The 26,920-nt window shown below is 58.9% G+C and carries 26 protein-coding genes and 1 pseudogene; 12 read left to right on the top strand and 15 right to left on the bottom strand.

Features of this window, described 5'->3' with window-relative positions:
- Positions 1–5: 5 nt before the first annotated feature.
- From ASG35_RS15985 to ASG35_RS15950, 7 genes and pseudogenes are all read right to left on the bottom strand, one after another.
- Entirely contained in the window at positions 6–2,252 is a 2,247-nt protein-coding gene (locus ASG35_RS15985) for a cellulose synthase (RefSeq protein WP_200945741.1), read from the bottom strand.
- 215 nt (positions 2,253–2,467) lie between these two features.
- Entirely contained in the window at positions 2,468–3,694 is a 1,227-nt protein-coding gene (wecB, locus tag ASG35_RS15980) for a non-hydrolyzing UDP-N-acetylglucosamine 2-epimerase (protein WP_056359201.1), read from the bottom strand.
- A 517-nt stretch (positions 3,695–4,211) separates the two neighbouring features.
- Positions 4,212–4,595: a cupin domain-containing protein gene (locus ASG35_RS15975; RefSeq protein WP_056360727.1), complete on the bottom strand. Its 384-nt coding sequence runs from the start codon at positions 4,593–4,595 to the stop codon at positions 4,212–4,214.
- A 381-nt stretch (positions 4,596–4,976) separates the two neighbouring features.
- Positions 4,977–5,600: pseudogene (locus ASG35_RS15965) on the bottom strand (alkaline phosphatase family protein); the annotation flags it as partial.
- 179 nt (positions 5,601–5,779) lie between these two features.
- Positions 5,780–6,205: a MarR family winged helix-turn-helix transcriptional regulator gene (locus ASG35_RS15960; RefSeq protein ID WP_056359196.1), complete on the bottom strand. Its 426-nt coding sequence runs from the start codon at positions 6,203–6,205 to the stop codon at positions 5,780–5,782.
- Positions 6,206–6,438: 233 nt separating this feature from the next.
- Positions 6,439–7,242, bottom strand: coding sequence for an SDR family NAD(P)-dependent oxidoreductase (locus ASG35_RS15955; RefSeq protein WP_056360725.1), 804 nt, complete (start codon positions 7,240–7,242; stop codon positions 6,439–6,441).
- A 445-nt stretch (positions 7,243–7,687) separates the two neighbouring features.
- Positions 7,688–8,632: a GlxA family transcriptional regulator gene (locus tag ASG35_RS15950; protein WP_056359192.1), complete on the bottom strand. Its 945-nt coding sequence runs from the start codon at positions 8,630–8,632 to the stop codon at positions 7,688–7,690.
- Positions 8,633–8,752: 120 nt separating this feature from the next.
- On the opposite strand from ASG35_RS15950, the gene ASG35_RS15945 reads away from it, so the two are divergent.
- The gene (locus ASG35_RS15945; RefSeq protein ID WP_056359190.1) at positions 8,753–9,148 is read left to right on the top strand and encodes a tautomerase family protein; all 396 of its coding nucleotides are present in this window, start codon (positions 8,753–8,755) and stop codon (positions 9,146–9,148) included.
- A gap of 487 nt (positions 9,149–9,635) precedes the next feature.
- Complete coding sequence (locus ASG35_RS30805) at positions 9,636–10,073, top strand: tautomerase family protein (RefSeq protein ID WP_082508411.1); 438 nt, start codon at positions 9,636–9,638, stop codon at positions 10,071–10,073.
- Positions 10,074–10,510: 437 nt separating this feature from the next.
- Here ASG35_RS30805 and ASG35_RS15935 read toward each other — a convergent pair whose 3' ends face one another.
- Positions 10,511–10,936, bottom strand: coding sequence for a DNA polymerase beta superfamily protein (locus ASG35_RS15935; protein WP_200945740.1), 426 nt, complete (start codon positions 10,934–10,936; stop codon positions 10,511–10,513).
- A 225-nt stretch (positions 10,937–11,161) separates the two neighbouring features.
- Between ASG35_RS15935 and ASG35_RS15930 the strand changes: the two genes are divergently transcribed.
- Positions 11,162–12,208 carry a sensor domain-containing diguanylate cyclase gene (locus tag ASG35_RS15930; protein WP_056359182.1) on the top strand — a complete coding sequence of 349 codons (1,047 nt, stop codon included), beginning with the start codon at positions 11,162–11,164 and terminating at the stop codon, positions 12,206–12,208.
- A 27-nt stretch (positions 12,209–12,235) separates the two neighbouring features.
- On the opposite strand, the gene ASG35_RS15925 is transcribed toward ASG35_RS15930, so the two are convergent.
- On the bottom strand, positions 12,236–13,483 hold the full coding sequence (locus ASG35_RS15925) for an MFS transporter (protein ID WP_056360721.1): 1,248 nt from the start codon (positions 13,481–13,483) through the stop codon (positions 12,236–12,238).
- Positions 13,484–13,664: 181 nt separating this feature from the next.
- Here ASG35_RS15925 and ASG35_RS15920 point away from each other — a divergent pair, with 181 nt between their 5' ends.
- Both ASG35_RS15920 and ASG35_RS15915 read left to right on the top strand, forming a co-directional pair.
- On the top strand, positions 13,665–13,886 hold the full coding sequence (locus tag ASG35_RS15920) for a hypothetical protein (RefSeq protein WP_056359180.1): 222 nt from the start codon (positions 13,665–13,667) through the stop codon (positions 13,884–13,886).
- Positions 13,871–15,292 (top strand): HdeD family acid-resistance protein, encoded by a 1,422-nt coding sequence (locus ASG35_RS15915; RefSeq protein WP_056359176.1) that lies wholly within the window; start codon positions 13,871–13,873, stop codon positions 15,290–15,292. Before ASG35_RS15920 ends, ASG35_RS15915 begins: the two co-directional genes overlap by 16 nt.
- 6 nt (positions 15,293–15,298) lie before the next feature.
- On the opposite strand, the gene ASG35_RS15910 is transcribed toward ASG35_RS15915, so the two are convergent.
- Positions 15,299–15,802 (bottom strand): Mpo1 family 2-hydroxy fatty acid dioxygenase, encoded by a 504-nt coding sequence (locus ASG35_RS15910; RefSeq protein ID WP_056359172.1) that lies wholly within the window; start codon positions 15,800–15,802, stop codon positions 15,299–15,301.
- A gap of 733 nt (positions 15,803–16,535) precedes the next feature.
- On the opposite strand from ASG35_RS15910, the gene ASG35_RS32135 reads away from it, so the two are divergent.
- From ASG35_RS32135 to ASG35_RS15890, 4 genes are all read left to right on the top strand, one after another.
- Positions 16,536–17,117 carry a helix-turn-helix domain-containing protein gene (locus ASG35_RS32135; RefSeq protein ID WP_235527563.1) on the top strand — a complete coding sequence of 194 codons (582 nt, stop codon included), beginning with the start codon at positions 16,536–16,538 and terminating at the stop codon, positions 17,115–17,117.
- A gap of 146 nt (positions 17,118–17,263) precedes the next feature.
- Entirely contained in the window at positions 17,264–17,872 is a 609-nt protein-coding gene (locus ASG35_RS15900) for a tetratricopeptide repeat protein (RefSeq protein WP_056359167.1), read from the top strand.
- Positions 17,873–17,955: 83 nt separating this feature from the next.
- Positions 17,956–18,783, top strand: a complete 828-nt coding sequence (locus ASG35_RS15895; RefSeq protein WP_056360718.1) for a hypothetical protein — start codon at positions 17,956–17,958, stop codon at positions 18,781–18,783.
- A 56-nt stretch (positions 18,784–18,839) separates the two neighbouring features.
- Positions 18,840–19,328: a hypothetical protein gene (locus tag ASG35_RS15890; protein ID WP_056359164.1), complete on the top strand. Its 489-nt coding sequence runs from the start codon at positions 18,840–18,842 to the stop codon at positions 19,326–19,328.
- Between the two features lie 53 nt (positions 19,329–19,381).
- On the opposite strand, the gene ASG35_RS15885 is transcribed toward ASG35_RS15890, so the two are convergent.
- Positions 19,382–19,699, bottom strand: coding sequence for an ArsR/SmtB family transcription factor (locus ASG35_RS15885; protein WP_056359161.1), 318 nt, complete (start codon positions 19,697–19,699; stop codon positions 19,382–19,384).
- 86 nt (positions 19,700–19,785) lie between these two features.
- On the opposite strand from ASG35_RS15885, the gene ASG35_RS15880 reads away from it, so the two are divergent.
- Entirely contained in the window at positions 19,786–20,883 is a 1,098-nt protein-coding gene (locus ASG35_RS15880; RefSeq protein WP_056359159.1) for an NADH:flavin oxidoreductase/NADH oxidase, read from the top strand.
- 33 nt (positions 20,884–20,916) lie between these two features.
- On the opposite strand, the gene ASG35_RS15875 is transcribed toward ASG35_RS15880, so the two are convergent.
- Positions 20,917–21,279: a hypothetical protein gene (locus ASG35_RS15875; protein WP_056359155.1), complete on the bottom strand. Its 363-nt coding sequence runs from the start codon at positions 21,277–21,279 to the stop codon at positions 20,917–20,919.
- Positions 21,280–21,765: 486 nt separating this feature from the next.
- Positions 21,766–22,662 carry a LysR family transcriptional regulator gene (locus tag ASG35_RS15870; RefSeq protein ID WP_056359151.1) on the bottom strand — a complete coding sequence of 299 codons (897 nt, stop codon included), beginning with the start codon at positions 22,660–22,662 and terminating at the stop codon, positions 21,766–21,768.
- A gap of 120 nt (positions 22,663–22,782) precedes the next feature.
- On the opposite strand from ASG35_RS15870, the gene ASG35_RS15865 reads away from it, so the two are divergent.
- Both ASG35_RS15865 and ASG35_RS15860 read left to right on the top strand, forming a co-directional pair.
- Entirely contained in the window at positions 22,783–23,238 is a 456-nt protein-coding gene (locus tag ASG35_RS15865) for a cupin domain-containing protein (protein ID WP_056359148.1), read from the top strand.
- 147 nt (positions 23,239–23,385) lie between these two features.
- Positions 23,386–24,897 (top strand): esterase-like activity of phytase family protein, encoded by a 1,512-nt coding sequence (locus ASG35_RS15860; protein ID WP_056359146.1) that lies wholly within the window; start codon positions 23,386–23,388, stop codon positions 24,895–24,897.
- 65 nt (positions 24,898–24,962) lie between these two features.
- Here ASG35_RS15860 and lhpI read toward each other — a convergent pair whose 3' ends face one another.
- Entirely contained in the window at positions 24,963–25,865 is a 903-nt protein-coding gene (lhpI, locus tag ASG35_RS15855; protein WP_056359143.1) for a bifunctional Delta(1)-pyrroline-2-carboxylate/Delta(1)-piperideine-2-carboxylate reductase, read from the bottom strand.
- 2 nt (positions 25,866–25,867) lie between these two features.
- Positions 25,868–26,875: a trans-3-hydroxy-L-proline dehydratase gene (gene lhpH, locus ASG35_RS15850; protein ID WP_056359141.1), complete on the bottom strand. Its 1,008-nt coding sequence runs from the start codon at positions 26,873–26,875 to the stop codon at positions 25,868–25,870.
- Between the last annotated feature and the right edge of the window lie 45 nt (positions 26,876–26,920).

Raw genomic sequence — 26,920 nt, 5'->3', positions numbered from 1 at the left:
TGTCCTCATTTCGGCGGCGGATTTTCAGCCTGCTTGGTGGCCTGATTTGCAGCCTGCTTCGTGGCCTGATTTGCAGCCTGCTTTTCAGCTTGCTGCTTGCGGCTGCGCACCAGCGAGGCGAACATCAGCAACAGGATGAACATGCCGACGAGCAACGCCGGCACCGTCCACGCCAGCCATTTCTCCGACCATGGCGCGCCGGCCTGGTTGCCAGTATCGATACGGATCATGTTCGCCGGATCACGGGTATCGATCTCTTTGAGCACACCCGTACCGTCGATAACCGCAACGTCGGCTTGCGCCAGTTGCAGGCTCACGGGCACGAGCGGCGCGCGTGCGCCCACGCTGCGCCAGATCACGCCACGCGTATTGCCTGCATGTGCAACATCGAGCACGCCCACGCCTTGCTGGCTGACGTCGTAGAGAGGCTGGTCGTCGTTGCCGGTGATGGCGAGGCGCGTGTCTGCAACCCGCACGTGCGACTTCTGGTCTGCAAGCGCGACGTCGAACGCGAGGAACGGTCCCGTTGGCGTGACCGCCGCGTCGCCCGTTGTCACCGTCAGCGACGCGCGCTGCGGATCGACGCCAGTGGCGTCGGCAAGACGCGCGACGCGGGGAAGGGTGGTCGTCGCGTCGGCGAGATACGCGTTCGGCACCAGGACGCTTGCGCTCGTTGCAAAGCGCGCGACCATGCCAGTGAAGTTATCCTCGGCGTCGGCCTTGACGAGCGTGAGATGGCTGGTCGGCAGGACCGCCGCCGGATACCCTTCGTCGCTCGCGCAGCCCGAGTCGGACTGGCGCGTGAAGGTGACGCGCAAGAGGTTGCGTGAACTGAGCGACGTGCGCGGAATATGCGATGTCACCCGTTGCGCGCGGCCATCGGCATCGAGCAATTTCGAGCCTATCAGCGTGTCGTTGAAAAACACCGAGGCGACCACGCCCGCGTTGTGGCCGTTGGGCGAACCGGCAAGATCGAGCACCACGTCATCCGGCAACCGTCCCGCGCCGGCGACCGCGCCGAGATCGAAATCCGCTGTCCACGATGCCTGGCGCAACACATTCACCGTGCGCGGTTGGCCGCCGAGCGCTGCAAGCGGCACGATGTCATGGCGGCCGTTCGCGGCGCTGTCTATTTCATGCACGACCAGTTGATTCGATCCATCCACGGCGCGCCAGACCTGCGCGAGCGCGCCGACCGAACGCGTGTCGCCGACGACGATCGCCGCCTGACCCGCCACATGGACAAGGCGCACTTCGCCAGGCGCGAGCGGCGCGACCAGCGGAGCGGCGACGCGCGCACGCCAGTCATCAAACGCACTTGCAGCTTCCGGCGACACAGCCGCCGCTTGCAGCCGCAGCGCGTCGAGCGAGGCGTTGACGTTCGCGCGCAAGGTGTCGTCAGTGACGATGAGATCCGCCGGCAGCGCAGCAGGCGCCGCGATGGCAAGCAGCGCGCCGGCTTCCGCCGCGTTCGCCAGCTTGTGCTCTCCGCCGGCTGCGAGCGCGGCGAACGCGGGCATGGCGCGCAACGCTGCGGGCACATCGGGCGCGCCGAGATTCACGGTGTCGCCCACGGCGGGCCAGCCGCTTACCGACGGTTCACGGCCATCGCGCTGCATGATCGCGGCGGCGCGCCACGCGGTATCGTAGGCGAGCGTGCCGAGCCGTTTCGACGATACAGCTATAGCCGGCATTTGCGGCAGCGCGCTCCACGCGGTCCGCAAATCGCGAATGTCGCCGCTGTTGTACCGATAGTTCAGCCGGGTGCCGGGCGCGAGGCGCAACACGTTGCCAATCGCCGTCTGGTCGGCGCATTCGGCGTCGTTGATCACCGACGCATATTCGAACCCGACACGCACGTATCCATTCGCGCGCGGCGACCCATCCACGCCGATGGTCGCCGCCGCGTTGCCTTGCGGCTGCGTGAGGGCGTGCGCGAGCACCGGGGAACCGTCGAGGGAAACGAGCATTGTCGTGCGGCCGCCGTCGCCGCGCAGGTAGGTGGCATCGACTTGCAAGGCTGCGTCGCTGATTGGCACGCCCGCCGGCACCGGGAAGTAGTATTCGCGGCGGCTATCGGGCGCGCCGAGCGCCACGGTATCGCGCACGCCGAGGCGTTTCAACTCGACAGTGCGTGTGATCGAAGCATGGCTGGCGGCGTTCAAGGCATCGGCGAAATCCGGGTTCGCGGACAACGGTTGAGCGGCCGCTGCGTTCAATGACCATGCGACCAACGCAACACATGGAATCACGCGGACAAACGCCGGCAGGGCTCGAGAAAAGCGGTGACGATGATGCGATGGATTAGCTCGGGTCAAAGTAGGTAGCGGATTTGATTTGTGTCTGAGCAACGACGATCCGATGCAGCCCGCGCGAAGAGAGCGCGTTGCTGCGAATGGATGCCGCAAGAAGGATCGAGCCGGCGCCTTACGGCGCAATGCGATGGCGCAATCTGATAATGCAAAGATCAGCCGCCGGAAACTCTCTTGGCGCGCGAGAGGGCGGGCGCATCGATTACCGGCGGCGAAGCGCCGAATTCCGTGAATCGCCGGCCTGCAAGCACGGCGACGATCCGCTCCGACGCGTGGCCATCGCCGTAAGGATTGGCGGCGCGCGGCACGATTCGCGGCGGGCGTTTGGCTAGAGCGGTCGATGATGACGCCGATGACCCCAGCAGCGCCGATACCGCCGCGCCGATGGCCGCGCGGCTCGTCCCGACCAGCCGCACCGTACCCGCTACAACCGCTTCCGGACGCTCGGTGATATTGCGCATGACAAGCACCGGCTTGCCGAGCGCCGGTGCTTCTTCCTGCACGCCGCCCGAATCCGTGAGCACGATTGCCGCGCGTTGCATCAGCCGCACGAAACCGAGGTAATCGAGTGGCTCGATCAGGTGCACATTCGGCTCGTCCTGCAACATGGCAAGCACAGGTTCGCGAACGTTGGGATTGAGGTGAACCGGATAGACGATCTGCACCGCATGACGTCGCGCGATGTCGCGCAACGCGAGGCAGATCTGGTGGAATCCATCGCCGAAACTTTCTCTCCGATGCCCCGTAACCAGCAGGATCGGCTTGCCGTCGCTCGTGAAGGGCAGTGCGGCGTCCAGACGTTTGCGCAGATGTGCGTCGGCGTCGATGCGCGCGGCCGTCATCATGAGTGCATCGATGACCGTGTTGCCCGTGACGATTACGCGGCCCTGCAAATTCTCGGCCTCGAGATTCGCCTTTGCGCCCGCGGTCGGCGCGAACAGCAGGTCGCAGACGACATCCGTCACGCGGCGGTTCATTTCCTCAGGCCACGGTTGCGACAGATCGCCCGTGCGCAACCCGGCTTCAACATGCGCAACCGGAATTCGCCGATGAAACGCCGCGAGCGCGGCAAACGACGCCGTTGTGGTGTCGCCGTGAACCAGCACGCGATCAGGCTTCGCGATATCGAGCACGCTGTCGAGCGAATCAAGCACACGCGCGGCGAGCCCGTTGAGCGTCTGGTTCTCCGTCATCACGGCGAGGCGATGATCGGGCGTGATGTCGAACTGGTCCAGGACCTGTTGCAACATGGTTTCATGCTGACCCGTCACGCAGACGATCGACTCCAGGTCGGGATCCGCTTCGACCCACTTCACCAGCGGCGCCATTTTGATGGCTTCGGGACGCGTCCCGAAAATAGACAATATCTTTTTCAACGCCATTGATTTTCGGGTCGTCGTTTTCGTATGGAAAGTCTAAAAGAATTGTCTAATCTAAATGAAGTTTCAGCTTAAATAATTCGTAAAAGACGGTAATCGATGTAATTGATAGTAACTGCCCTAATCGACGAAAATTGGACAGTTAGTTCATACAAAACAAGTGGATAGATATTTCCTGACGATTGGCTGACGGTTAGGTTTTTTCGCCAGAATTGCCGCATCAGGACAGGCAATGTTCTGATGAAAGGGAAAGCGGAGTTGATTGCGGTGCGTAGAAAGTGTGCAATTTAACGCGACTGGTGATATTCAATTAAACGCGAATAAAGAGTACCTGAAATAAATCTTTTATTTGCATTTATTTATGCATTAAATATCGAATAAATACGTTTTTTTATGAGGTATTTAATGCGAACGGTAATCTTCACCAGGTCGTATCGTCGACCGCAAATGTGGAACCGTTCGATGACGCCGCGCTGTGCACGGCGCATCGTCTTGAGACAAGGCAGAGGGGTAATCCCGGTCAGGCAAGCTGCTGCGCGAGCGTCTTTGTAAGCGGCGTATCGACGTCACCCGTATGCAGCGTAGTCACAGGCTCGATCAGCACGATCCAGCATTCCTCTTCCGCCACCGGATTGTGCAGGACGCCTCGCGGTACGACGTGCATGCTGCCTTGGGCGAGCGGCACCACACGGCCGTTTTCGTATTCCATGCGCAGATTGCCGCGCACGATGTAAAACAATTCATCCTCGCCCGCGTGGCTATGCCAGGCAAGCTGGCCGCGCACCTTCGCCACCTTCACGTACTGATCGTTGACCTGCGCCACGACCTTCGGCGACCAGAAGTCGGTGATCGCTTCGAAGGCGGACACCAGGTCGAATGATTCAGCAAACAACATCGTGTTCATGTTCATCTCCACATTGGAATGATCGATACCGCGAGCAAGATCGCCATCGACCCGTTCAATTTCTCATTGCCGCAACGTCTTCAATAAAAGTGCGGACATTGCACCCGCTGCGCACCAGATGCGCGCGCGAATTCTCTGCTTAGTAAGGTTCCTTACGATCGAAGCGACGGCCGCGACAGCGCTTGCGCGCGGTGACAAGATAGCTTAAAGCTCGAAGTTCGGCACAGAGCCCGGTCTGCAAGTCGCTCACGAGCGCTGCGATCACCGGTTCGCCCGAGACTATTGGGCAAAAGCTCGCGGCGATCGTCAAATAATACGCGTGGGTATAAAGCGTGTACCTCGCAGTCCGCGAGTGGTATGCAACTGCGAGGCACATATCGGTTAGCGATCGATGTCAAAACCCGGCAGCACGCGCGTACCTTCGCGAGCTACCGATTGCAGCAAGTCCGGATCAATACCAAGCGACTGCAGGATCGTCGGGGCGACCTGAGTGGTGGTGACGGGCAACGTGACCGTGCTTGCGTGGCGCAACCCGGCGTAGGACACAACAAGGCCGAGATGACCGTCATCGGGGGCATTGCCGCCGTGCTCTTCATCCTTGGCTTTGCTCGACGTATAGATCACGCCGGGATTCGGCTGCACGATAATGTCCGGCGTGCGGCCGCGAGCCGGATCGCCGAATGCGTTTTCCATGCGCTCGCCCGAGAGGATGTAGGCTTGCGGTCCGTCGGCGCAGATGCCGGGCGCGTTGCAGCTCAAGTTCGCGCGCAGCGTCTTGACGGCGGCGGCAGTCTGGCGCTGATCGCGCAACCAGATGAGACTGACGTCGTCGCTTTGCACGAATCCGGTTCCGGAAAGGCCGCTGCCGTCGTTAAGGTTTCCTGTCTTGGTGGCGTTCTGTCCGAAGTTGCCGTTGGCATCGATGAAATTGTTGGCCTCAAGCAGCGCGGTAACGGTGTCGCCGTTTTTTACGAGCTTCGTGTGATCGGTTGGTGACTGGCCGTTNGTTGCCGTTGGCATCGATGAAATTGTTGGCCTCAAGCAGCGCGGTAACGGTGTCGCCGTTTTTTACGAGCTTCGTGTGATCGGTTGGTGACTGGCCGTTTGCGAGTAACAAGGTTTTTCTTACGGGCTCTAATCATTCGGAGGTTGTGCGTGAGCAGGGCGATCATCCCTGCTGGTAGTTAGTCTCCGACTTTCTGCAGCGTTTCAAGGGCATCAAGAAGCGCGGCCTTTGCGGGTCCTTTCAGGAATTTCTTGACCTCCTTCTCGACCTGTTTTTGTGCCGCGCGCCAATACGGCTCGGCTTCTTTCAATACACGAGCACCCGCGGGACTGAGTGTCGCCAGCTTGTACCGCGCATCTTCGTCGCTCGATACATTGACCCAGCCAGCGTCGATCAACAATTTGATGTTGCGGGAAATCGTCGTCTTGTCGAGAGCGAGTTCGCTTGCGATTTCGTTGTAAGTCGCTGAACCCAGCCGGTCGAGGCCGCGCAAAAGAGTGAGCTGAGTGATTTTCAAGCCGACCGGGCGCAAAGCATTATCGTAGACGCTCGTCAGTGCATTCGCCGAGCGCCTGAACTGGGTGCAATAGCATTCAGTGAACATCGTCAATCCTCTATAGGTCGAGAAGTGTATATGCAACTATCGTATCACCGCGTCGAATGTATGCCGGGATCGGATTGAAACAGCGAAGCACAAGCTGCGAGGCGATACTGATATTCGATCCCGACCAAGGCAGAAAGTAGCGAACCTATATTGTCCCGCGCACGCCAATAATGCTTTGTGCCGTCACCCGTGTTTGTGCAGGGTGACGGCATACGATCAAAGCGAAATACCCATTACTTGCTAGAAGCGAGACCATAGCGCGCTGCCGGCGCCGAATTGCCGAACTTCTGCGAGATTGCGCGGCGACCCGCTTCCCATTGGTTCCAGTCTTCTGCGTCGTGCAGACCTGGAATCGTCACGATTTCACCTGCATCGAGACCGGCCAGCGCTGCATCGACGAGATTAGTTGCGGACATCGTGACCGGCGAAGTCTTCTGGTTCGGATAACCCGCGACGTCCCAGAATTCGGTAGCGGTCGCGCCCGGCAGAACCGACTGCACGCGCACGCCTTTGTCTGCAAGATCGCGTTGCAGAGCGTGGCCGAAACTGATGACGTACGACTTCGACGCGCTGTACACGCCATTGAGCATTTCAACCGCGATGCCGACCACCGACGCGATGTTGACGATCGTGCCCGTGCCGCGCGCCACGAAAGCGGGAGCGACGGCGTACGTGAGGCGTGTCAGGGCGGTGATGTTCAGGGCGATCATGTCTTCCATCGTGTCCACATCGCCTTGCAGGATCGAATTGACCGAACCTATGCCGGCGTTGTTGACGAGCATGGTGATGCTCGCATCGTCGCGCAGCACGGCTTCAACGCGACGGACCGCGGCCTTATCGTTCAGGTCCTCGGCAAGATACTTTACCGAGCGGCCCGTTTCGGTTGCCAAGCGGGCAGACAACGCTTTCAGACGTTGTTCGTTCCGTGCGACCAGAATGAGGTCGTAACCGCGCTTCGCGAGACGGTCGGCATAAATAGCGCCTATGCCGGCCGACGCGCCAGTAATGAGGGCAGTACCTTTCGAATTGCTCATGATTTTCTCCAAGAGTTTCAGTCGATTGATTTCGACTTCAGGACGAAAGATACGCTGGCTTGATGCCGTCTCAAATGTCATATACGCAACGATTCCGGCCATCGTGCGAAACCGCTGCGCTGGAGGATTTCTGTACTAGAGCATTGAATGCGTGCGAAATGAATAGCAAGGGCAACCCGTGCCCTTGGCACGACCAGTTGGACAATGGATAGTGCTACAGACGCGTGAACGAGAGAAACGAGAAGACTTAGCGAATAAGCGTACTGCGCTTTCAATCGAAGCTTCGCTAGGAGCGAACGGTGTTAAGTAAGCTATCCGCAGGTAGGCAGCAATTTACATTGACTGCCACCGCCTTGAGTGGGCGTCAGATTGCCAATCGGAACGCCTTAACGAATGCATATGAATTCAAGCACGTCCGTGTAGCCCTGAATTTTAAGCGCCCGGTGCCTCAAGCCAGAACGGAAGGCAAGGCGGTTCGTTGTATCGATTGCGGTGGCTGACCAAAAGCCCGCAAAAACGCGCGACGCATACGCTCGCGATCGCCGAAGCCCGTTTCCCGTGCGATCTTGTCGATTGGATGACGGCCCGTCTCCATCATCGTTCTTGCGGCTTCTACGCGAAGACGCTCGACAGCCTTTGCCGGCGATTGCCCCGTCTCCTCGCGGAATATCCGGCTGAACTGCCGCGGACTAAGATTGGCGGCTTCGGCAAGCTCCTCTACCGATAGCTCCGCTGTGAGATGTTCCTTTGCATAAGTGAGGGCGTTCTGAACGCGATCCGTTTTGGCGTCAAGTTCGAGCAGCGCGGAATACTGTGACTGCCCGCCTGCACGCCGATGCGTCACCACGAGTTTTCGGGCGATGTCGCGTGCCATCTGCGGACCCAAGTCCTTTTCCACGAGTGCGAGCGCGAGGTCGACACCGGCACTCATGCCGGCGGATGTCCAGATATGTCCGTCGATTATGAAGATCCGGTCCTCTTCCATCTGGACGTTCGGATAGGTACGCTGGAATGCCCTGGCGAAATGCCAGTGCGTCGTCGCTCGACGTCCATCCAGCAACCCTGCTTCCGCGAGGATAAATGCTCCCGTACAAATCGCACAGATCCGGCGAGCGTGCCGGCTGGACGAGCGTAGATACACTTTGAGGCCTTCGCTCGGCTTCGCTGTTTCGTTATCGCCTGTAACGATCAGCGTGTCGAATTTTCGACGGACGAACGTGCTGGTTTCGACCGAAAAGCCTTGTGACGACTTGACGGGGCCGCCGAGCTCCGAGACCAGCGAAAGATCGTAGATCTGCTCGCCACTCAAGATGTTGGCGTATTCGAACACCGTCGTGACAGCGAGCCCGAGCGATTGAAAGTCAGGATAGACGATCAGTCCAACCTTTTGCATGACAACCTCCGATGGATAAATACGTCGATGGCTGAAAACGTTGCATCTACGTCATTGAGCCGATGATCGCATAAATTTAGGATTTAGCGTTGCTGCCCCATCCAAACAGTTGAGGAAGTCATGCCTTATTTGCAACTCGATGTACCTTACGAATACACCTCGGACCAAAAGAAAGCAGCCGCAAAGAAGATCGGCCAGATCTACGCGGATGTGATGGAGGTCAACACGAACATCATTACCGTGTCGATCCGTGAAGTGGGCAAAGGTGGCGTGTGGCGATGCTCCGATGACGAACCCAACGAAGCGGCGATCATGATGCTGGATATCCGCCGAGGTCGCCCGCTTGAACAGCGCGCAGAGTTGGCGCGACGGCTGATCGAAGCGTGCGTTGAATTGCTCGATCTCAAGACGAACCGGTTGAACATAGAGTTCACCCAGCATTCCGGCGACGAGATGTATCACCCGATCTTGGGCGGATTTAATAAAGACTGGATCGAAGACGAGCGTAGCGAATAGCGATCTCGATGCATGTTTCTCTTCATATTGACCGATAGAGCGGTTGGCTTCTGCTTTCGCGTGCGTCGACGCTAACAGCACGTTCACGTCGCGACTGCTGTGGATTTGAGCAAGTCGTCTTAGCAGGGATTTTTCGAATACGTCAGTTGCTTGGCGTGGGTTGCCGCCATGCAATGCACGATCGATCCTTGCAGAGAGAAATAGCGAAAAATCCGCGACTTCATAATCAGCAATTGATCACGCGTCGGCTTTCGTTGACTATGCTACGCCGTGCTGCTACTGGCCGAAGTTGCATCTCGATACCATGTGTGTCGATACCGATTTGCAGTTGCCGCCCCGCTCCTTTAATGACACGTTCGAGTGCCGCGCGAAGAGATTAGGGTAAACGTCCCTTATCCGCATGAAATCCAACTCATAAGATGTACCTACAACTAAACCTCCTTAAGTTACTGGTTACTGTAACTTTTGAATATCTGGATTAGAAACCATGCCTACATACGTTGTGTCAGCCGCAGCAGGGCGCTTCACTGAAGACGAGAAGTTGCGGATCGCGCAAGCCATCACCCAATCACACAGCGAAGCGACTGGCGCTCAGTGCTTCTTTGCACAAGTGATCTTCACCGATGTGGCCCGGGGAAATCATTTCATTGGCGGAAGCCCGCTTCGTGCGGAGCAAATATTTGTTCACGGCCATATACGTGCGGGCCGTTCCGATGACAAAAAACAGCTGCTTCTTTCCAGAATTGTCGACTCCGTGATGAAGATTGCATCGGTCGAGCGACGTTTTGTTTGGGTCTATATATCCGAAATTCCAGCGCTTCAGATGATTGAATATGGCCATGAGCTGCCAATTCCAGGGGAGGAGGAACGATGGCTGGAGAATCTGCCGCAAGCAGACCGGGAATATCTTCTTAGTTTAGGTTAAGGCTATCGCTGAAGGCACTTGCCTCGACGGATTTCATTCTGCGTTTGTGACCCTGCGAAGGTTGGTCATGACTTCATGAACCAACGAATAACGTCGCAGGAGAGAACCCGATCAGGTTTTGAATATTCCATCATTGCAACCGACGCTATTTTATAGGATATCTAAGCAATAGAGGCGCTTGATGTTCCGTTTGTCGCACGCCGACTGAATCACTTTGAACCGGTCGAGTTCGCGCATGTTCAACGTCATCAGTTCGGTAGGCTGCATGGCGAGCTCCCATCGTTGGATCGGAAGCTCCCAGCATCGCACCAGAAGCAAAACACGACATTCCTATCTTGCTCAAACACATAATTTATCTTATGTAAAATTAAATGGATACTGCCGAAACCCCACGACGCGCACGCCAAGTCGCACCTACCTCCAACGTGGGATTCACTTCAGCACCACACGCTGCAGAAAGGCATCGAGCAAGGCGACATCTCCTTCTGGACGCTTCTGAACAACGCCGATCTCCGCTTCGCGCCACATAGTTTCGATGAAACCGTGAATCGCAGGCCGGCGTGGTCCCAGCTCAGCCTCTCCCACGCTCGTTTTGATAGCAAGAGTTCGTTGATCTCGGCAAGCAAGACAACGTCCGTTACGGTGCCGGCGACCAGATCTGCGAAACGCATCGGCGGCATGCCCTTCTCCGAATCGATCCAGCGAACTGCCAATAAGGGGCGCAATACGTAAAGGTACTTCTTGAAGCAAACCTCATCGCCCTGCAGGTACCCGCGAAAGTTCTTCTTGCCCATGGACAGGTAGTGATACCGACCGCGAACTGGAGAAAAAAAAGCGTGAGCCAAGGCCTGAAGTGCGCTCACGTGAACTTCGTCCGCCAAAATTGTTCGTTTGCCATCTAATCCAGACGCCGTTGGAGTCGTCGAAAAAAGCAGCATCTATCCGCCGGTCCGTTTGTCCATCGCGTACTAACGATGTCGCCCGCCTCTTAAATAATGGACGCAAACTGCCGTTAACATCGTCGAGCGATTCCTCCAACCTCGAAGCCGCGACAACCGAACCGATAAATCAACGCCCGACGCCCGCCAATGACAAGCCAAGACAATAACGAAAGTAACCTGCGAGCCGCCTTCCTCCCGCATGATAAACCCCCCGCCCCGACCGCACGCGTTTTCGGCGATGGTGACAGCGCCATCTACCGGACCCTGCTCGAATCCACCAAGGCGATCCCGTGGAAAATCGACTGGGCCACGATGGAATTTGCGTATATCGGTCCACAAATCGAAGCGCTTCTAGGCTGGCCACCGTCGAGCTGGAATAATGTCAACGACTGGGCCGAACGCATGCATCCGGAGGACCGGGCATCGGTCGTCGATTTTTGCGTGGCGCAGTCCAAGGCCGGCACCGACCACGAAGCCGATTACCGCGCGCTCACCCGCGATGGAGGCTATGTCTGGTTGCGCGACGTGGTGCACGTGGTGCGCACCGCGAACGGCGAGGTCGATTCACTCGTCGGTTTCATGTTCGATATCAGCGAACGCAAACGCAACGAGGAAAAACTCGCGCAGCTTCAGAAGGAACTGGAAAGACTTTCATTCCACGACAGCCTCACGAACGCAGGCAATCGCCGCATGTTCGACCGCGTCATGGAGCGCGAATGGGCGGCATCGAAAGCTTCGGGAACGCCGCTTTCGCTGATCATGGTCGATATCGATTTCTTCAAGTCGTACAACGACTACTACGGCCATTTGCAAGGCGACGAGTGCCTCAAGCACGTCGCCCGCATGCTGGGCGAGGCAGCCGGCCCGGACAGTTTTCTCGCGCGTTTTGGCGGCGAGGAGTTCATTCTGGTTCTCGCCAACACGCCCGCCGAACACGCCGTGAAAATTGCTGAACGTTGCCGTGCGCTGATATCGGATGAAGCGATTGCGCACGTGCGTTCACCGCACAACCAGCGCGTGACGGCAAGTTTTGGTGTCGGAACAATCGTGCCGACCGAACGAATGGATGCAACGGCGTTCATCAATCTCGTCGATGCACAGCTGTACCAGGCAAAGGACAATGGCCGCAACCGCATTGCCGCGGTCGATCATGCGGGCATGGGTGGCGAGGCGTTCAAGTCGCACTCGCGGTAAGACTACACGCCTGCTTGAGTCCCTCACTTACTCCGGCGTCGCGTTGCAGGGAACCGGCACCGCCGACACGTTCTCTTCGCGCGCGCCGATACTCAACAGCGCCACGAGTCCCAGCAACGCGAGCGAACCGCCGAGCAGGAAGTCGGCGGGAATGCCCGCGCGATCGACGACCGTTCCGCCGACCAGCGACCCCGCTGCAATCGCGACCTGAATGATGCTGACAAACAGCGCCGATCCGGCTTCGGGCTGCTCGGGTGTCGCGCGCTGGATCCAGACGCTAAAGCACAGCGGCAGCGCGCCGAACGCGATACCCCACGCCAGCACAATCGCGCTCACGCCGAGTTGCCAATGGCGCAAGGCAGGCATCAGCAACAAGGCGCACGTCAGGATGAAGATCATGGTCGCCGTCGACATCTTCAGATTCTTGACCACGGTTGCCGATGCCACGAAATTCGACACGAACCCGATCACGCCGAATCCAAGCAGCAACCAGGTGATGGTAGATATGTCGAGATGGGCATCGCCGAGCAGAAACGGCGTTACATACGTGTAGGACGCAAAGTGACCGCCGAAAACAAGGGCGACCATCAACAGGCTTTTTCGCGAATGCGATTGCTTCAGCAGCGCCGTCAGATCGGAAAAGCGCAATGCTGTCGACGACGGCAGCGAAGGCACCATCAGCAATTGCGCAACGAGCGCAACAGCGACAAGACCGCCGGTCGCCATGAACGATACTCGCCACGACGCCAGCCCCGCGATGAACGTCCCCAGCGGCACGCCGATCACGGTCGCGCAGGTCACGCCGGTCAATATGGTGGCCATTGCTTTCGCTGCATCTCGCGGTTGCACGAGCCGCCGCGCAGCGGAAGTCGCCAAGGTCCAGAAGCCGCCCAGCGCGGCGCCGAGCAGCGCACGCCCCAGGAGCATCACGGTGAAATTCGGAGCGAAAGCGGACAACAGATTCGATGCCAGCAACATCGCGGTGAGCAGAAGGAATACATGCCGGCGATCCATTCGCCCTGCTCCGAGCATCAGCCCCGGCGCGGATATCGCTGCAATGACGCCGGGCGTGGTCACCATCAAACCCGCCGTTCCCGGCAACACGTCCAGTTCGCGCGATACATAAGGCAGCAGTCCCACAGGCAGGAACTCCGTGGTGACGAATGCAAATGCGCCGACCGTTACGGCCGCCACCGATAACCACTGGCGTAGCGAAGAAGCGGTATCGTTTTCCGGCGATGCGTCGCCGATGGATGATGGATTTTCCGGCAACATGGTTTGACCTGGAAGAGCGTGCAGAAAGAAGGTTCGTCGAGCGTTGTCCGCCTTGAACGACGTGGCGGAAACGCGGCGAAACGAATGGTTGCGGCAACATACCATCGCATTAAAGGTCTCGCAGAAACCATCCCCTGCTGGGCGTGTGGTTTAAAACCACGCGCGCCCGGCACCCTTGTTCATGCCACAGATGACGGTATTGGTCGGCTCAATTGCCGGATCGCAAGCATGTCGCGATGTGCGGGTCGTGCTCTGTATGGCCAGGATGCCGGCGCGCGTGGAAAGTCTTCATGCGCTGATTGCCAAGGCGCAGGCTTTGCCGGAAAAAAAACTGGGCTGCACTATATTGCGTACATGCCCGGTGTTCGAACTGGCAGGAGGCAAGCAATGGTGCGTCTCGTGATGATACTTCTCGGTGTCGACTATTTGCGGACTCGCTGGCGCGGACTCATGGCCGCTGGATTCTTCAGCATCGCGCTCGGCACGGTGATTTTCATCGATGCGCTCGACGGTTCTCTCTACTTTCCGATCACGCCATTCGCCCTCTTGCTGTTGATCGAGGGACTCGCCACGCTCGCGGTTGCGTGGACCGGCATGGGCGGCCAACGTTCGTTGCGGTACGTCAAAGGTACGACGTTCTGTCTCTCCGCCGCGCTCGTGCTGATTGGCGGCGAACACGGCAACTTCGCGCTCGCGCTTATCTTCGGTACGCTTTTTTTCATCGATGGCGCCCTGCAGATTATTTCCGCCCGACTGGTCCGTTACCGCACGTGGCGGCTCGCGATCGCCGGCGGCGTGCTCGAAATTGGCATTGCGATCTTTTTCTACCAGCCCTACCCGGATTTCTACACGGGAACTGTCGCGTACTGCGTGGCCTTCGGCCTGTTTTTCAGCGGCTGGAACATGATCCTGCTCGCCATGCGCGTCCGGCGCATGGCGAGCAATCCGGCAGTGGTCGCCGAACGAACCGGCGCAACGTCGGGCGTTCAAGCTGTCAAAACCGAGCGATGGGACGGGCCGCCCGCGCCCCATGAAGCTGCGCTTACCGTGCATGTGTGGACGCCCGTGGGTTCATCGAAGACACAAGCGCGACGGCAAATCATTGTCGACAGATACATTGCGGCGATCGACAAAAACGGCGCGATTTCGACCGGCCACGCCGCGCTGGAGTCGGCCGAGGGCGTGTACATCAGCTTGTACCCGGCCGCCGAAATCGAGCGCTCGCCGGAGGAGTTCGCGCGCATCGTCCGGGCGACGCGCGACAACGACGTGCCCGGCATCTTCCAGCCCGACTATGCGACCGAATCCGCAGCGTGGTGTCCGTCGACCCGGCAAGTGCGTATCCGCAATTACGATCCTGTGCGACTCGAACGCTTCTGGCGGGAATACCGGCGCGATACGACTTACAACCTCACCTACCGGAATTGCTCGAGTACGGTCGCGCGGGCGCTGGAAGCGGCTATTGAAGGCGCGTCCGTGCGCGCGTGGGGCGAGGGCGGCGGCTGGAAGCCGTTCTTGCGCGTCATGACGACGCCCGAATTATGGGTCGCGGCCCAGGTAAGAAAGCGCGCGGCGACCATGGCCTGGACGCCGGGACTGACGCTCGACTACGCCCGCGCGCTCAGCATGCTCGCGGACCCGCGGACTTCCGGATGGACGAAGATGGCGCGGCTGGCGCTTCGCACCATGTGTCGATCGAAACAACGATGGCGCGCGGAGAAAGCGGCGGCGCTCAATGTTCGCGATGTCGCGCCAGCAGGAAGGGATTCGGATTCGAATACGGCGGATATTGAATCAAGGTCGACGTAGTAAATTTCAATCGTGCGGATCCGCCTTGATCGCCCGATGCAGGCCTGGACGCCAGCCGAGACGGAACAACGCTTCTGCCAGAACGGACAGCGGACCGATTAGCAGTCCAATGACGTCATCGACAAACGCAGGTTTGCGATGCTCATATGCAATATGCCCAACGAACTGCAGCGTCCATCCGATCAAGAAAAGCCCCGCACCCGTGACCAGCCAGACGAGCGTGGATTGAGCCGCAAGCCATTGCCCGACGCCCAGACACAGCGCTGAAACCAGCACCATGATCAGGCCGAGCGGAACATCGAGGACAAGATAGTAGAGCGTCGCCGCGACGAACAACATAGCCGCAGGCGAGAGCGCAAACGGCAACGGTGCAGCGGTCCACGATGGTCGGCTCAACAGCACGGCAAGCGCGACGACGATCATCGGAATGCCCGCCAGATGGGTGGCGATGTTACGGCTGTCGCGATGATAAGCCGCGTATTGAGTAAGCTGCTCGGTCAGCGTTTTCACACACGTATCTCCGGTTGAAACGGCATGCATCGCGGCGTGCGCCAGACATATTCGCTGCATGTTTATTTTATCGACGCGCTCACTTTCGCGCCTGAGATGGCGGGTTTACGCTTATAAGTTTCCCTATTCAATCGCCCGGCTAACACCCCGCTTTCGAGCGACGTGCAGAAATCTCATTTGAAACGGATAATGCGCTTCGTAATCCGTTGTTCAGCTTCATTTCATCTGGTTTTCATCACTTCCTATCGTGCAGGCACGACTCCGGAGTTCAAATTTGAATCCTTATCTTTTCCATTTCTCGACCGACGCCTATTCCGAGGACCAACGATTCGATGTATGGCGAGATGAAGTCAACGCAATATTCGACGTCGGCATCGAAAAGCCCGCCTCTCAGCGCTTTAACTACGACTTGTCGACCGGATACGTCGGATCGCTGTTAATGGGTTGCGGCACGTGGGCCGGCGAAGACGATCCTGTTGCATATAGTGTCAAACGGCCATCACAAATGATCCGTAGGGACGGTCTCGATCATTTTTATCTCTGCCTCGGCATCACACATTCCATATCCGGGTATGCGGCGCGGGCGACCATCAATACAGAGCCGTCGAAGATATATATCCTCGATCTCGCGCGTGAACTCGATTCCGAAATCATTGCGGGCGACACGATCATATTGACCATTGCACGTGATCTTCTCGATCCGCGGATCAAATCAGCGAATCTGCATGGGACCGTGCTCGAAGGCCCGCTCAGCGCCCTTCTCAGCGATCACATGCATGCACTGCGCCGGCAATTACCAAACTTGTCGCCAGCCGAAATGCCGTATGCCGAACAGGCAACACTCGCGATGATATCGGCCGCGCTTGCGCCATGCATTGCAACACTGGCCGACGCGGAAAACGAAATCAATCAAACGGTATTCACGCGGGTGAGACGGTTTATCGATGCGAATTTGCAATCCGCGGATCTGACACCGTTGCTTATTTGCCGTGATGTCGGTATATCCCGCGCGCAGCTTTACAGAATGTTTAGTCGTGAATCAGGCGTTGTTTCGTACATTCAACAACGGCGACTCGACAAAATCCGACAGATACTGGAAAGCCCAGCTGGCACCGGTTATCGCATATCAACGCTTGCATTTGAATATGGATTCAAAAGCGAATCGCATTTCAGCCGAACCTTTCGCAATGCTTTCGGATATTCGCCACGCGAAGCACGCGATCGGGGTTCATCGTTTGAAAAACCAGGCAATGCTTCCGCCGATAACGCTCAATACGCCGGCTCATTAAAAGAAGTCCTCGGAAAGCTCGATTGATTCTCTGCTTTTGAGACGCTCAGGCAGGTTTTGGAGACAGTGAGGCAAATTGGAATTCTGCGTCGCTGTTACCATTTTCTCGCCTTATTCGTCAGGCATTAGACGCGACGAACAACAATCGATATCAAAGCGCATCGGGGATCAAGATGAAGTTTCGCTGGCTGGCGCTGTGCGCCGCCCTGGCGCTGGGAGCGTGCGCCCAAAATTCGTCGCACAGCGATCATGTCCGGATCTGCGATGACCACGGATGCGGCAACCGGCCTAAGAGTCAGGTGTCATTCGAGGCATTGGGCAACGGCAACACCGGCAACACCAGCAACACCGCCGACAGCGACGGCCGCATCACTGCACTGAAATTGGCGGCGCAAAAAGAGCCGCGTGCGGCCTACGACCTGGGCCTCAGATATTTTCGCGGCGACGGCGTCCCGCAGGATAGTTATCAGGCGCTCGTGTGGATGAGAAAGGCCGCTGAAGGCGGCGATCTCGAAGCGCAGAAAGCGCTGGGAAATTTTTATTTGTTCGGCCTCGAAGAGATGGGACCTGATCCCCGCGAGGCTGAAAAATGGCTGCTGATTGCATCGGGGCGAGGCGACGCCGAGTCGCGCAAACTTCTTGAGCAAGCGAGAGCTGCGAAGAAGTCAGAGGAGACCTACTACACATGGCAAACCGAATGGCGAGCGGTCTATTACGGCTACTGGTCGTCCGGCTATCCGTACTACGGGCATTGGCAGCAGCGTAGCTGGTACGGATATTAAGCCAACATTTTTTATCGACGTGCTCAGGCTTCATGCGAAGCCTGACAGGTCGCGTGCCGATCACTCACAACGCATCCAATAACATGACTCTCAGTTCACAAATTTCCGGCGTTAAAAAAGTACTTGCGGTCCTCCTGACTGCATCGCTGAGCGCGTGCGGCGGCATGGTATCGACTGGCGGACAAAGCGCCGGCGTCTCGGGTGCAGCGGGAGGCGCGACGAGCGCCGGCGCCGATGAAACCCTCGAACGCTGCACCGCGCCGCTCGGCACGATTGCAGTCGACGACGGCCGCAATGCGGACTGGTTCGGCCCATTCGGCAGCGCGACGCAAGTGACATCGATCGATCCGTTGCTGCGGCTCGCGGTCCAGCAATCGAACTGCTTCGTGATTACGTCGATCGGCAATCAGAAATCCGATGCCCGCCTCTCGCGCATCACGTCCTTGCAGCGCAATTCGGGCGAATACAGGGCGGGGTCGAAACAGCAGAAAGGCCAGCGCGTCGCCGCCGATTACTACATGGAGCCGCAGATCGTCATCAACGACTCGGCCATTGGCGGTGTGACTGGCGTTCTTGGCGGCCTCGTGGGAAATGCGGCGATCGCCAAGCTGGCGGGCGGCATGCAGAGCCGCGCGTCCGTCGTGACCCTGACGCTTTTCGATGTGCGCTCAGCAGTCCAGATTTCCGCGGCCGAGGGCAACGCGACAGCGACCAACTACGGCGCGGCTTTATCAGGACTCGGCGGCGGCGCTGCGGGCGGTCTGGGCGGTTTCTCGAAGACGCCGGAAGGCAAGGCAACAGTTGCCGCTTTCATAGATGCCTACAACAAGATGGTCGTCGCGCTGCGCAGCTACAAGGCGCAGGACGTTCAAGGCGGTCTTGGCCGCGGCGGTCAACTGAAGGTCAACTGAAGGTCAACTGAATTGCCGGAGATTGCCGTGCCGGCATGCCTGAGAGGAGCGTTACGATGAAAAGCCGAGTCAAGCGGTTGTTGAAGTTCGCCAGCGTCTTCGTGCTGCCTGCAATGATGCTCGCAACCGCCCTTCCCGCTCGCGCGCTCACGGCTGCGGACCAGAAGGAAATCCAGAGCTTCACGCTCACCGACGACTTCCTCACGCGCTTTGAAGCCGCGGCAGCCGAAGGCGGCGCGCGTCCCGAAGAAAACGACCCGAAGAAGGCAGCGGCGATGTTGTCATCGATCGATGCAATGAGCGCATCGATTGCGAAAACGCCTGCAAGCAAGGCGGCGCTCGACAGGCACGGCTTGACCGCGCGTCAGGCGGCGGTTGGTGCGATCGTCCTGATGCGCGTGCAGATGACGGACCAAATGCTCGCTGATCCGAAGCAAGCCAGGTACGTCGATAAAGCGAAGATTCCCAGCGCCGCGAACATGGCGTTTTATCGTGCGCACAAGGCCGAGATTGACAAAGCATTCCAGCGCAGTAACGAAGAATGATGAACAATTGATCGTTTCAGCCGTCGCTGCCGAATCTGAAGCACGCATGGCCCTCAGGCCATTTCCTCCACCAGCACGTGCTTCAAAATGGCTTCCATGAGGCCAGGGAAGCGGCTTTCCACTTCGCCGAGCCGCAACGTGTTCTGATGAACCGTGCCGGCTACGCGCGTCTGCACGAGACCCGCATCGCGCAAGATCCGGAAATGATGCGACATGCTGGACTTCGGCCGGCCGCCGTCGAGTTCACCGCACGTCGCCTCCGTCACGCGCGCGAGGTGCCGCACAATGTCCAGCCGCACCGGGTCGCTCAGGGCGTTGAAGATCCGCTCGAGGGCAAAATCCTTGGGATCGGGATGGTTATAGTTGCGCATAAAGCAAATGGTAAAGGATTCTGCGATACTCCGGTTATTCGATTTTTATCGAACTATCGAAACAGCCTGTTTTTGGAGCCTCGCAGATGCCGACATTGTTTGAACCCTTCAAGCTAAAAGACGTTTCCCTTCGCAACCGCATTGCCGTTCCGCCGATGTGCCAGTACTCAGCCGAAGACGGCCTGATCAACGACTGGCATCGTGTGCACCTGGCTGCGCTCGCACGTGGCGGCGCGGGACTCGTGATCGTGGAAGCAACGGCCGTGTCGCCGGAAGGCCGCATTACGCCAGGCTGCACCGGAATCTGGAACGACGAACAGGCGCAGGCCTTCGTGCCGGTTGTGGCATCGATCAAGGCGGCCGGCGCAGTGCCTGGAATCCAGATCGGTCACGCGGGCCGCAAGGCGAGTGCCAACCGGCCGTGGGAAGGCGACGACCATATCGCGGAGAGCGACCCGCGCGGCTGGCCGACCATTGCGCCGTCGGCGATTGCATTCGGCGGCGGCCTGCCGAAGGTGCCGAAAGCCATGACGCTCGACGATATCGCGCGCGTCCGCCACGACTTCGTGGCCGCTGCACAACGCGCTCGCGATGCGGGCTTCGAGTGGCTGGAACTGCACTTCGCGCACGGTTATCTCGGCCAAAGCTTTTTCTCGACGCACTCGAACCAGCGCGACGATGCTTACGGCGGCAGCCTCGAAAATCGCAGCCGCTTCCTGCTTGAAACGCTCGCCGCGGTGCGTGAGGTCTGGCCAGAGCATCTGCCGTTGACGGCGCGTTTCGGCGTGATTGAATACGATGGACGCGATGAACAAACGCTCTCGGAATCCATCGAGCTGGCGCGCAATTTCAAGCGTGGCGGCCTGGATTTGCTGAGCGTGAGCGTTGGGTTTTCCACGCCGACAGCGAATATTCCGTGGGCGCCGGCGTTCCTCGCGCCGATCGCCGAGCGCGTACGCCGTGAGGCGCAGCTTCCGGTTGCATCGGCGTGGGGAATCGACACCCCTGAACTCGCCGATGGCACCGTTCGCGACAACCAGCTCGACCTCGTGATGGTCGGCCGCGCACATCTCGCGAATCCGCACTGGCCGTATTACGCGGCGAAGAAATTGGGTATCGACCGTGCGTCCTGGACGCTGCCGGCGCCTTATGCGCATTGGCTCGAGCGTTACGCGGTCAACTAAGCCAGCCGTACGCGTGATCGCGCTTCCCGGTGATCACGCGAACCGGTGATCCTCCAGCGTCTGGCGGCACACCTGCAGCATGCGCTGAACCACGGTGCTGGCGGGGTTCAGCTTCATGTCGCCGGTGAAAAGGCCCTGGACATCGGCACGTTTCAATGCAATGCCAACGCCGATCAGATCGCGTTGCGCAATCTGCAACGCGAGTTGCCCGAGTCGAACGCGATCGAGCCACGGCAAATGCAGGCGATTGCCAGAAAGCCATGACCGGCACGCGATCACGACATGATCGACACGCCAGTCGCTCGTGAGCGCGTACGTAGCCGCCGCGGTGGCGACGACAAAACACAGCAATTCAGCGTGTGCCTCCGGAAGGAGGCTCATATCACCTGTTTCCATACTTGCACTTTTTACAATGAACGCCTGACGGCGGAAGCGACAATCCCGATATCCTGCCACGACAAATGATCGGGCGCGGCGGTTTATCGGCGCTGGTGAGTTTTGGAATGTAGGGCGCGTTCGCCGCGTGGGCGACATCGCGAGAGCTTACCCATATGAGGGCAAGTTTGCTGGGACACCGCAATTCGCGCCGCCAGGCGCTGGCGCATCGTTTCCATGCTTCTCCCGTCCGACGAACGGCGCCGCGTGCATCAGCGCGGTTGAGTCCAGTAGCCGGCGCATTTCAAAGAGGTGGCCGATGCGCTTCACCGCTACGTGCTCCGCAACCCAATGCCCGATTCGTTCCTTCTAAACCGCGCCCACGTGTAAATACGCGCCATGACATCGCGCGCGACAGTGCGGCTGACGTTGGAAGGTTGCGCAAGGCGCTCTTCCTTAATGCGCTCGGAGCCGAACAACACGAGCGTACAAAATCTTGAAGCGGATTTACCCGCTTGTCTGACCTCTCGACACCAGCGCATCGATAAACACACGAACGCGCGGCGGCATCATCCGTGAGCCGGGCGTGATGACATTCACCCGCAGCGGTGCGGGCCGGCATTCGGGCAACAACTCGACCAGCGTTCCTTCCCTGAAGTGCCGCTCGGCCATGTGTTCAGGCACTTGTGCGATACCCGCGCCGTCGAGCACCGCTTCGACCATGGCGTCGCCATGACTCAACGAGAACCGCGAGCGTGGGCGCAACTGGACTGACTGGCCGTCAACCACGAACTCGAGCGGACGCTCGCGGCCATTAGTAGGCATCCTGAACAATATGACTGCCCGATGCTCAACCTCGGCAACCGACCTCAACGCGCCATTCGCCTTCAAATAAGCGGGACTTGCGCACAGCACCAGATGCTGCTCATCGATCCGGCGTGCGACCAGACCCGAGTCGTCCAGCGCGCCGATGCGCACCACGGCATCGAGCCCTTCGGTTACCAGGTTCACGCGCTCGTCTGTCAGACGCAGGTCGACATCAAGCAGCGGATACGCTTCAAGCAATCGGTTAAGCACGGGCACGATCTTGCGGGTTCCATAGCCAATCGGCGCGCCGACTCGCAGCGTTCCCGAAGGTGCTTCCGGAGATTGCGCAGCCGATAACTCCAGCGCTTCGATCTCCTCCAGCAGCCGCGCGCAGCGCGCAAAAAGCGCGTCGCCCTCCGCTGTCAACCGCACCGCACGGGTCGTCCGATGAAACAGGCGCACGCCGAGATCGCTCTCCAGACGCGCGACGCTTTTCGCTACCGAAGACGGCGCAAGACCCAGTTCCCGCGCCGCCGCCGCGAAGCTGCTGTTGCGTGCGACCGCTGCGAAGCTCATGAATTGTCTGAGGTTTTTCATTCGGTATTCACGGTAAGTTGCCGTGAATGTTACGGCAGGCGGGACTCTATTTCTTGAACGGCGTGGAGCCTATAGTTAATTTTTTAAAGATTAAAACCCGACCACATCGAGAGGAACGCCATGTTCGTGTTGAATACCCAAGCGCCTGAATACAACTTTGCCGGCACGCGCATACGCTTGCTGATCTCCGGAAAAGACACCGCAGGCGTCTTCTGCATGATGGAGATCTTCGGCCCTCCGCGCCGCGCAACGCCGTTGCATGTCCACGATCGCGAGGAAGAGACCATCACCGTGCTGGAAGGTGTTGTCGATATCACCATCGACGGGAAAGAGGTCAGCTTGCGCGCCGGCGAGACCGCGCTCTTGCCGCGAAACGTGCCGCATCGGCTGGCGAACAACACCGATCAGCCATCGCGATACATGCTCGTCTGCACGCCCGCCGGCTTCGATGATTTCGTCGATGCCTGCGCTCACGCAGAGAATGGTCCGGTCACGCCTACAGCGCCGGGTCCTGATGACATCAAGCGGATGATCGACGCCGCGCCTCGATTCGGCATCACCTTGCTGCCGGGTTAACGGCCCTTATCGCGTCATCAACTCGTCACGATCCTCACGCAGTATTACCGCCAGCCTTCAAACGGCCGACGGACTGCGTGCTGGTTTCCCGTTTTCGCTCGCCAGGCACGTTCGACAAGATCCCTTCCAACCAAGGAAAAAAACATCGTGTCTCGCTCCAGATTGCTTGCTCTTACGACGATAGCCTCGTCGCTCATGTTTGCAACGGCGGCGCACGCCGGCGTCGACCTGATTGCGATAGGTCAGCTAAGCGGCCTGACGGGAGACTTGTCGAAGGAAACAGCGGCGCCGCTCGAAAACGGCGCGCCAGGCAATTTGCTCGGCGGCTTGGGTTCAGGCATTGCATACGCCGGATGCCACACGTTCGTGGCCGTGCCCGATCGTGGACCAAACGCGATCTCGTACAACGCAGCTATTGACGATACCGCCTCGTACATCAACCGCTTCCAGACCTTGCGTCTGCGTTTGCAACCGGCCGGCGCAGGCGCGTCGCTGCCCTACAAGCTGACGCCGAAGCTTATCGATACCACCCTGCTCCACGCCTCCGAATCGCTCGTCTACGGTAACGGCGCGGCAGCCGGCGTGCCGAACGGCGCGCCTTTGCTGAACCGTCGCAATCGCACGAACTACTTCACGGGACGCTCGGACAATTTCGACCCGGCGCGGTTATCGACGAATGATCGCGACGCACGCTTCGATCCGGAAAGCGTGCGCGTGAGCAACGATGGCGACAGCGTTTTCATCTCCGATGAATACGGCCCCTACGTGTACCGTTTCGATCGCCGGAGCGGACGCAGGATCGATACATACAAGTTGCCGTCGAGCTTCGCGGTATCGACACTGAGCTCGATTGGCAACGACGAAATCAGTCTGAACACATCGGGCCGCGTTGCGAACAAGGGCATGGAAGGTCTCGCTATCTCGCCCGACGGCAAGACGCTTTTCGGCGCGATGCAAAGCCCGCTGATCCAGGATGGCGGCACGGACGGCGCTTACACGCGCATCGTGAAGATCGATCTGCGTACCCGCAAGATGACGCAGTTCGCGTATCCGCTGACGAACATCGGAACGACGGCCAAGCCGAAATATCCGACCATCAGCGACGTGGTCGCCGTCAACGATCACGAATTGCTGATGGACGAACGCGACGGCAAAGGTCTCGGCGACAATTCGACGGCTGCGTTCAAGAAGGTGTTTCACATCGACCTGACGGGCGCGCAGGACGTGACCAACGCGAGCAGCGCGGCCGGACTTGCGCCGTACGCGGTCCAGAAGACGCTGTTCCTCGATATTGTCGCGACGCTGAATGCGCACGGTATTGGCGCGAACGATATTCCGGCGAAGCTCGAAGGTCTTGCGTTCGGTCCCGATGTCACCGTTGGCGGCGCGAAGAAGCACACGCTTTTCGTGGCGAACGACAACGATTTTGTCGGCACGATCACCGATACGAATCATCCGGCCGGCATCGCGAACACGAACCAGTTCTTCGTGTTCGCATGGGACCCGAGCGAATTGCCGGGTTATGTGGCGCAGCGTTTGCCTGGCGTTGGCAACGACTCACACGACGATCATCGCGGACGCGGCCACGACGATCACGGTCATGACCATGACGACAACGACAACAACACCTGCGGCCCGGATCGCGACGACGATCATTGAGCGTTGAATGTGCATCGGGCGCGGTTGCTAAACACGGCGCTCGATGCACGCAGTCACTCTTGCCCTTACCCTTGCGATAACCGCTCGCGCGCAAGCCGCGCCGCAGCGAGATCCCACGCGGCGCATCCAACGGTCTTGAATACCACCGGCCGATCCGCCGGCACACTCCGCGTTCCGTCTATGACATCGGCAAGCGCGCCGACCTTCGTCCAGTCGATGCCCGCCTGAATCAGATCGCCCGCTTCGTGTTTCGCGCCTGCCGGATCGTCCACCACCACGTCGCTCGCATGCACGATGGACGCCGCGATCTCCGCGCCATCCGGCGTGAAGGCGCCGACACCCACAACCAGTCGCGCCACGCGCGCTGCGTCGTGATAGACCGGCGTCCGGCTTGTAGTGAGCGTGACGACCACGTCGATATCATCCGGCACGACGTCGTTTTCGAGCGCCACGATGCCCTTTCTCGCTGCAGCAAACCGCTGAGCCGATTGCAGCGATGAACCCTTCACGTAGAGCGTGGCGTCGGGAAAAAGCGCCGCAAATGCTTCGGCGTGATTGCTTGCCTGTTTGCCTGTGCCGATCAGCAGAATCGACTTCACGCTGCGCGCAAGAAGCCTGATGCCGAGCGCCGATATTCCGGCCGTGCGCCTGCCCGTGACTGTCGGGCCGTCGAGCGTAAAAAGCGCCTGCCCGGTGATCGAATCGTATGCCGTCACTTGTCCGTGAATGGTCGGCAAACCCTTTGCGCCATTTCCCGGACAGACGTTCACGAGCTTGTGGATTGCGAGATCCGTGGCGCTTGCGGGCATCGACAACATGACGCCTTTCGCCTGCAAAGGCACGACAAGCCGCTCCGGGCTGACGATCTTTTCCGCGCCATATTCGGTCACTGCATTGCTTAACGCATCGACGAGTTCGGGATACGGAAGCAGCGCCGCGGTCTGTTGTTCATCGAAGGACTGGGTCATGTTTATCGCACCAAAAAGCCATAGGTGAGCGGATCGCGATCGTCGACGATCCAGTTCGCGAAACCGCAGATATACGCGTTGCCCTCGATCTCGGGGATGACGGCATTGAAGGAACCGAGCTTTGTTTCGCTCAGCACGCGGCCCTTGAAAATGGTGCCGATCACCGATTCGTTGACGATCGTTTCGTCCTTCTTCAACAGCCCGCGCAAATACAATTGCGCGACGCGTCCCGCCGTGCCCGAACCGGTAGGCGAGCGATCGACTTCACGGTCGGCGAACACGCAGCAATTCGCCTGCGATGAACCCGCGTGGCGCGCTTCGTTCGCGATGATCGTGCCGTAGATATGGTTCAACTCCGGAATCTCCGGATGCACGACCTTCACCGCCGCGTTGGCCGCGGCCTTCACTTCGGCGCCGAACTGGATCAGCTTGTCGACCGAAGATTCGCGGATCGGCAAGTCGAACGGCGCGCCATCGGTATAAAAATAAAACGCGCCGCCAAACGCAATGTCGCCCGTCACGCTGCCAAACGTCGGCGTCTCGACCGTTACATCCCGTTGCCAGATGAACGACGGCACGTTGACGAAGCGCACGTTGCCGGCATGGTTTCCATCCCACTGCACGAATGCTTCAATGAAACCGCAAGGTGCATCGATACCCACGCGCGTCTCGGGAATCGTCCGCTCGATCCAGCCAAGCTCCACGGCCGCCGTTGCAAGTCCGATCACGCCGTGGCCGCAATGATCGCTGTAACCCTCGTTGTGAAGGAAAATGATGCCGAAATCAGCGCCTTCGCTGACGGGTTCGGTGAGATAACCACCATACATATCGGCATGGCCGCGTGGTTCGAACATCAGCGCGCGGCGAATGTGGTCGGCATGTTCCTTGAGCCATGCACGGCGCGCGACGATCGTCTTGCCTTGCATTTTCGGCAAACCGCTCGTCACTATTCGAAACGCCTCCCCTCCGGTATGGACTTCAACCGTGCTGATAGCATTCGTGATTTTCATTTCTTTCCTGATTCGCTTGCTTCACGCTTCATTGGCGTGTCATTT

The organism is Burkholderia sp. Leaf177 (genome assembly GCF_001424345.1).
GTDB lineage: Bacteria > Pseudomonadota > Gammaproteobacteria > Burkholderiales > Burkholderiaceae > Caballeronia.
Note: the sequence above shows the minus strand (reverse complement) of the source record. Positions and strands in the feature narration are given on the sequence as shown.

What these genes read in the sequence shown, in the direction of transcription:
- wecB (WP_056359201.1), bottom strand. Translation starts at nt 3,694, where the DNA reads ATGGCGTTGAAAAAGATATTGTCTATTTTCGGGACGCGTCCCGAAGCC.
- ASG35_RS15975 (WP_056360727.1), bottom strand. Translation starts at nt 4,595, where the DNA reads ATGAACACGATGTTGTTTGCTGAATCATTCGACCTGGTGTCCGCCTTC.
- ASG35_RS15960 (WP_056359196.1), bottom strand. Translation starts at nt 6,205, where the DNA reads ATGTTCACTGAATGCTATTGCACCCAGTTCAGGCGCTCGGCGAATGCA.
- ASG35_RS15950 (WP_056359192.1), bottom strand. Translation starts at nt 8,632, where the DNA reads ATGCAAAAGGTTGGACTGATCGTCTATCCTGACTTTCAATCGCTCGGG.
- ASG35_RS15945 (WP_056359190.1), top strand. Translation starts at nt 8,753, where the DNA reads ATGCCTTATTTGCAACTCGATGTACCTTACGAATACACCTCGGACCAA.
- ASG35_RS30805 (WP_082508411.1), top strand. Translation starts at nt 9,636, where the DNA reads ATGCCTACATACGTTGTGTCAGCCGCAGCAGGGCGCTTCACTGAAGAC.
- ASG35_RS15930 (WP_056359182.1), top strand. Translation starts at nt 11,162, where the DNA reads ATGACAAGCCAAGACAATAACGAAAGTAACCTGCGAGCCGCCTTCCTC.
- ASG35_RS15925 (WP_056360721.1), bottom strand. Translation starts at nt 13,483, where the DNA reads ATGTTGCCGGAAAATCCATCATCCATCGGCGACGCATCGCCGGAAAAC.
- ASG35_RS15920 (WP_056359180.1), top strand. Translation starts at nt 13,665, where the DNA reads ATGCCACAGATGACGGTATTGGTCGGCTCAATTGCCGGATCGCAAGCA.
- ASG35_RS15915 (WP_056359176.1), top strand. Translation starts at nt 13,871, where the DNA reads ATGGTGCGTCTCGTGATGATACTTCTCGGTGTCGACTATTTGCGGACT.
- ASG35_RS15900 (WP_056359167.1), top strand. Translation starts at nt 17,264, where the DNA reads ATGAAGTTTCGCTGGCTGGCGCTGTGCGCCGCCCTGGCGCTGGGAGCG.
- ASG35_RS15895 (WP_056360718.1), top strand. Translation starts at nt 17,956, where the DNA reads ATGACTCTCAGTTCACAAATTTCCGGCGTTAAAAAAGTACTTGCGGTC.
- ASG35_RS15890 (WP_056359164.1), top strand. Translation starts at nt 18,840, where the DNA reads ATGAAAAGCCGAGTCAAGCGGTTGTTGAAGTTCGCCAGCGTCTTCGTG.
- ASG35_RS15885 (WP_056359161.1), bottom strand. Translation starts at nt 19,699, where the DNA reads ATGCGCAACTATAACCATCCCGATCCCAAGGATTTTGCCCTCGAGCGG.
- ASG35_RS15880 (WP_056359159.1), top strand. Translation starts at nt 19,786, where the DNA reads ATGCCGACATTGTTTGAACCCTTCAAGCTAAAAGACGTTTCCCTTCGC.
- ASG35_RS15875 (WP_056359155.1), bottom strand. Translation starts at nt 21,279, where the DNA reads ATGGAAACAGGTGATATGAGCCTCCTTCCGGAGGCACACGCTGAATTG.
- ASG35_RS15870 (WP_056359151.1), bottom strand. Translation starts at nt 22,662, where the DNA reads ATGAAAAACCTCAGACAATTCATGAGCTTCGCAGCGGTCGCACGCAAC.
- ASG35_RS15865 (WP_056359148.1), top strand. Translation starts at nt 22,783, where the DNA reads ATGTTCGTGTTGAATACCCAAGCGCCTGAATACAACTTTGCCGGCACG.
- lhpI (WP_056359143.1), bottom strand. Translation starts at nt 25,865, where the DNA reads ATGACCCAGTCCTTCGATGAACAACAGACCGCGGCGCTGCTTCCGTAT.
- lhpH (WP_056359141.1), bottom strand. Translation starts at nt 26,875, where the DNA reads ATGAAAATCACGAATGCTATCAGCACGGTTGAAGTCCATACCGGAGGG.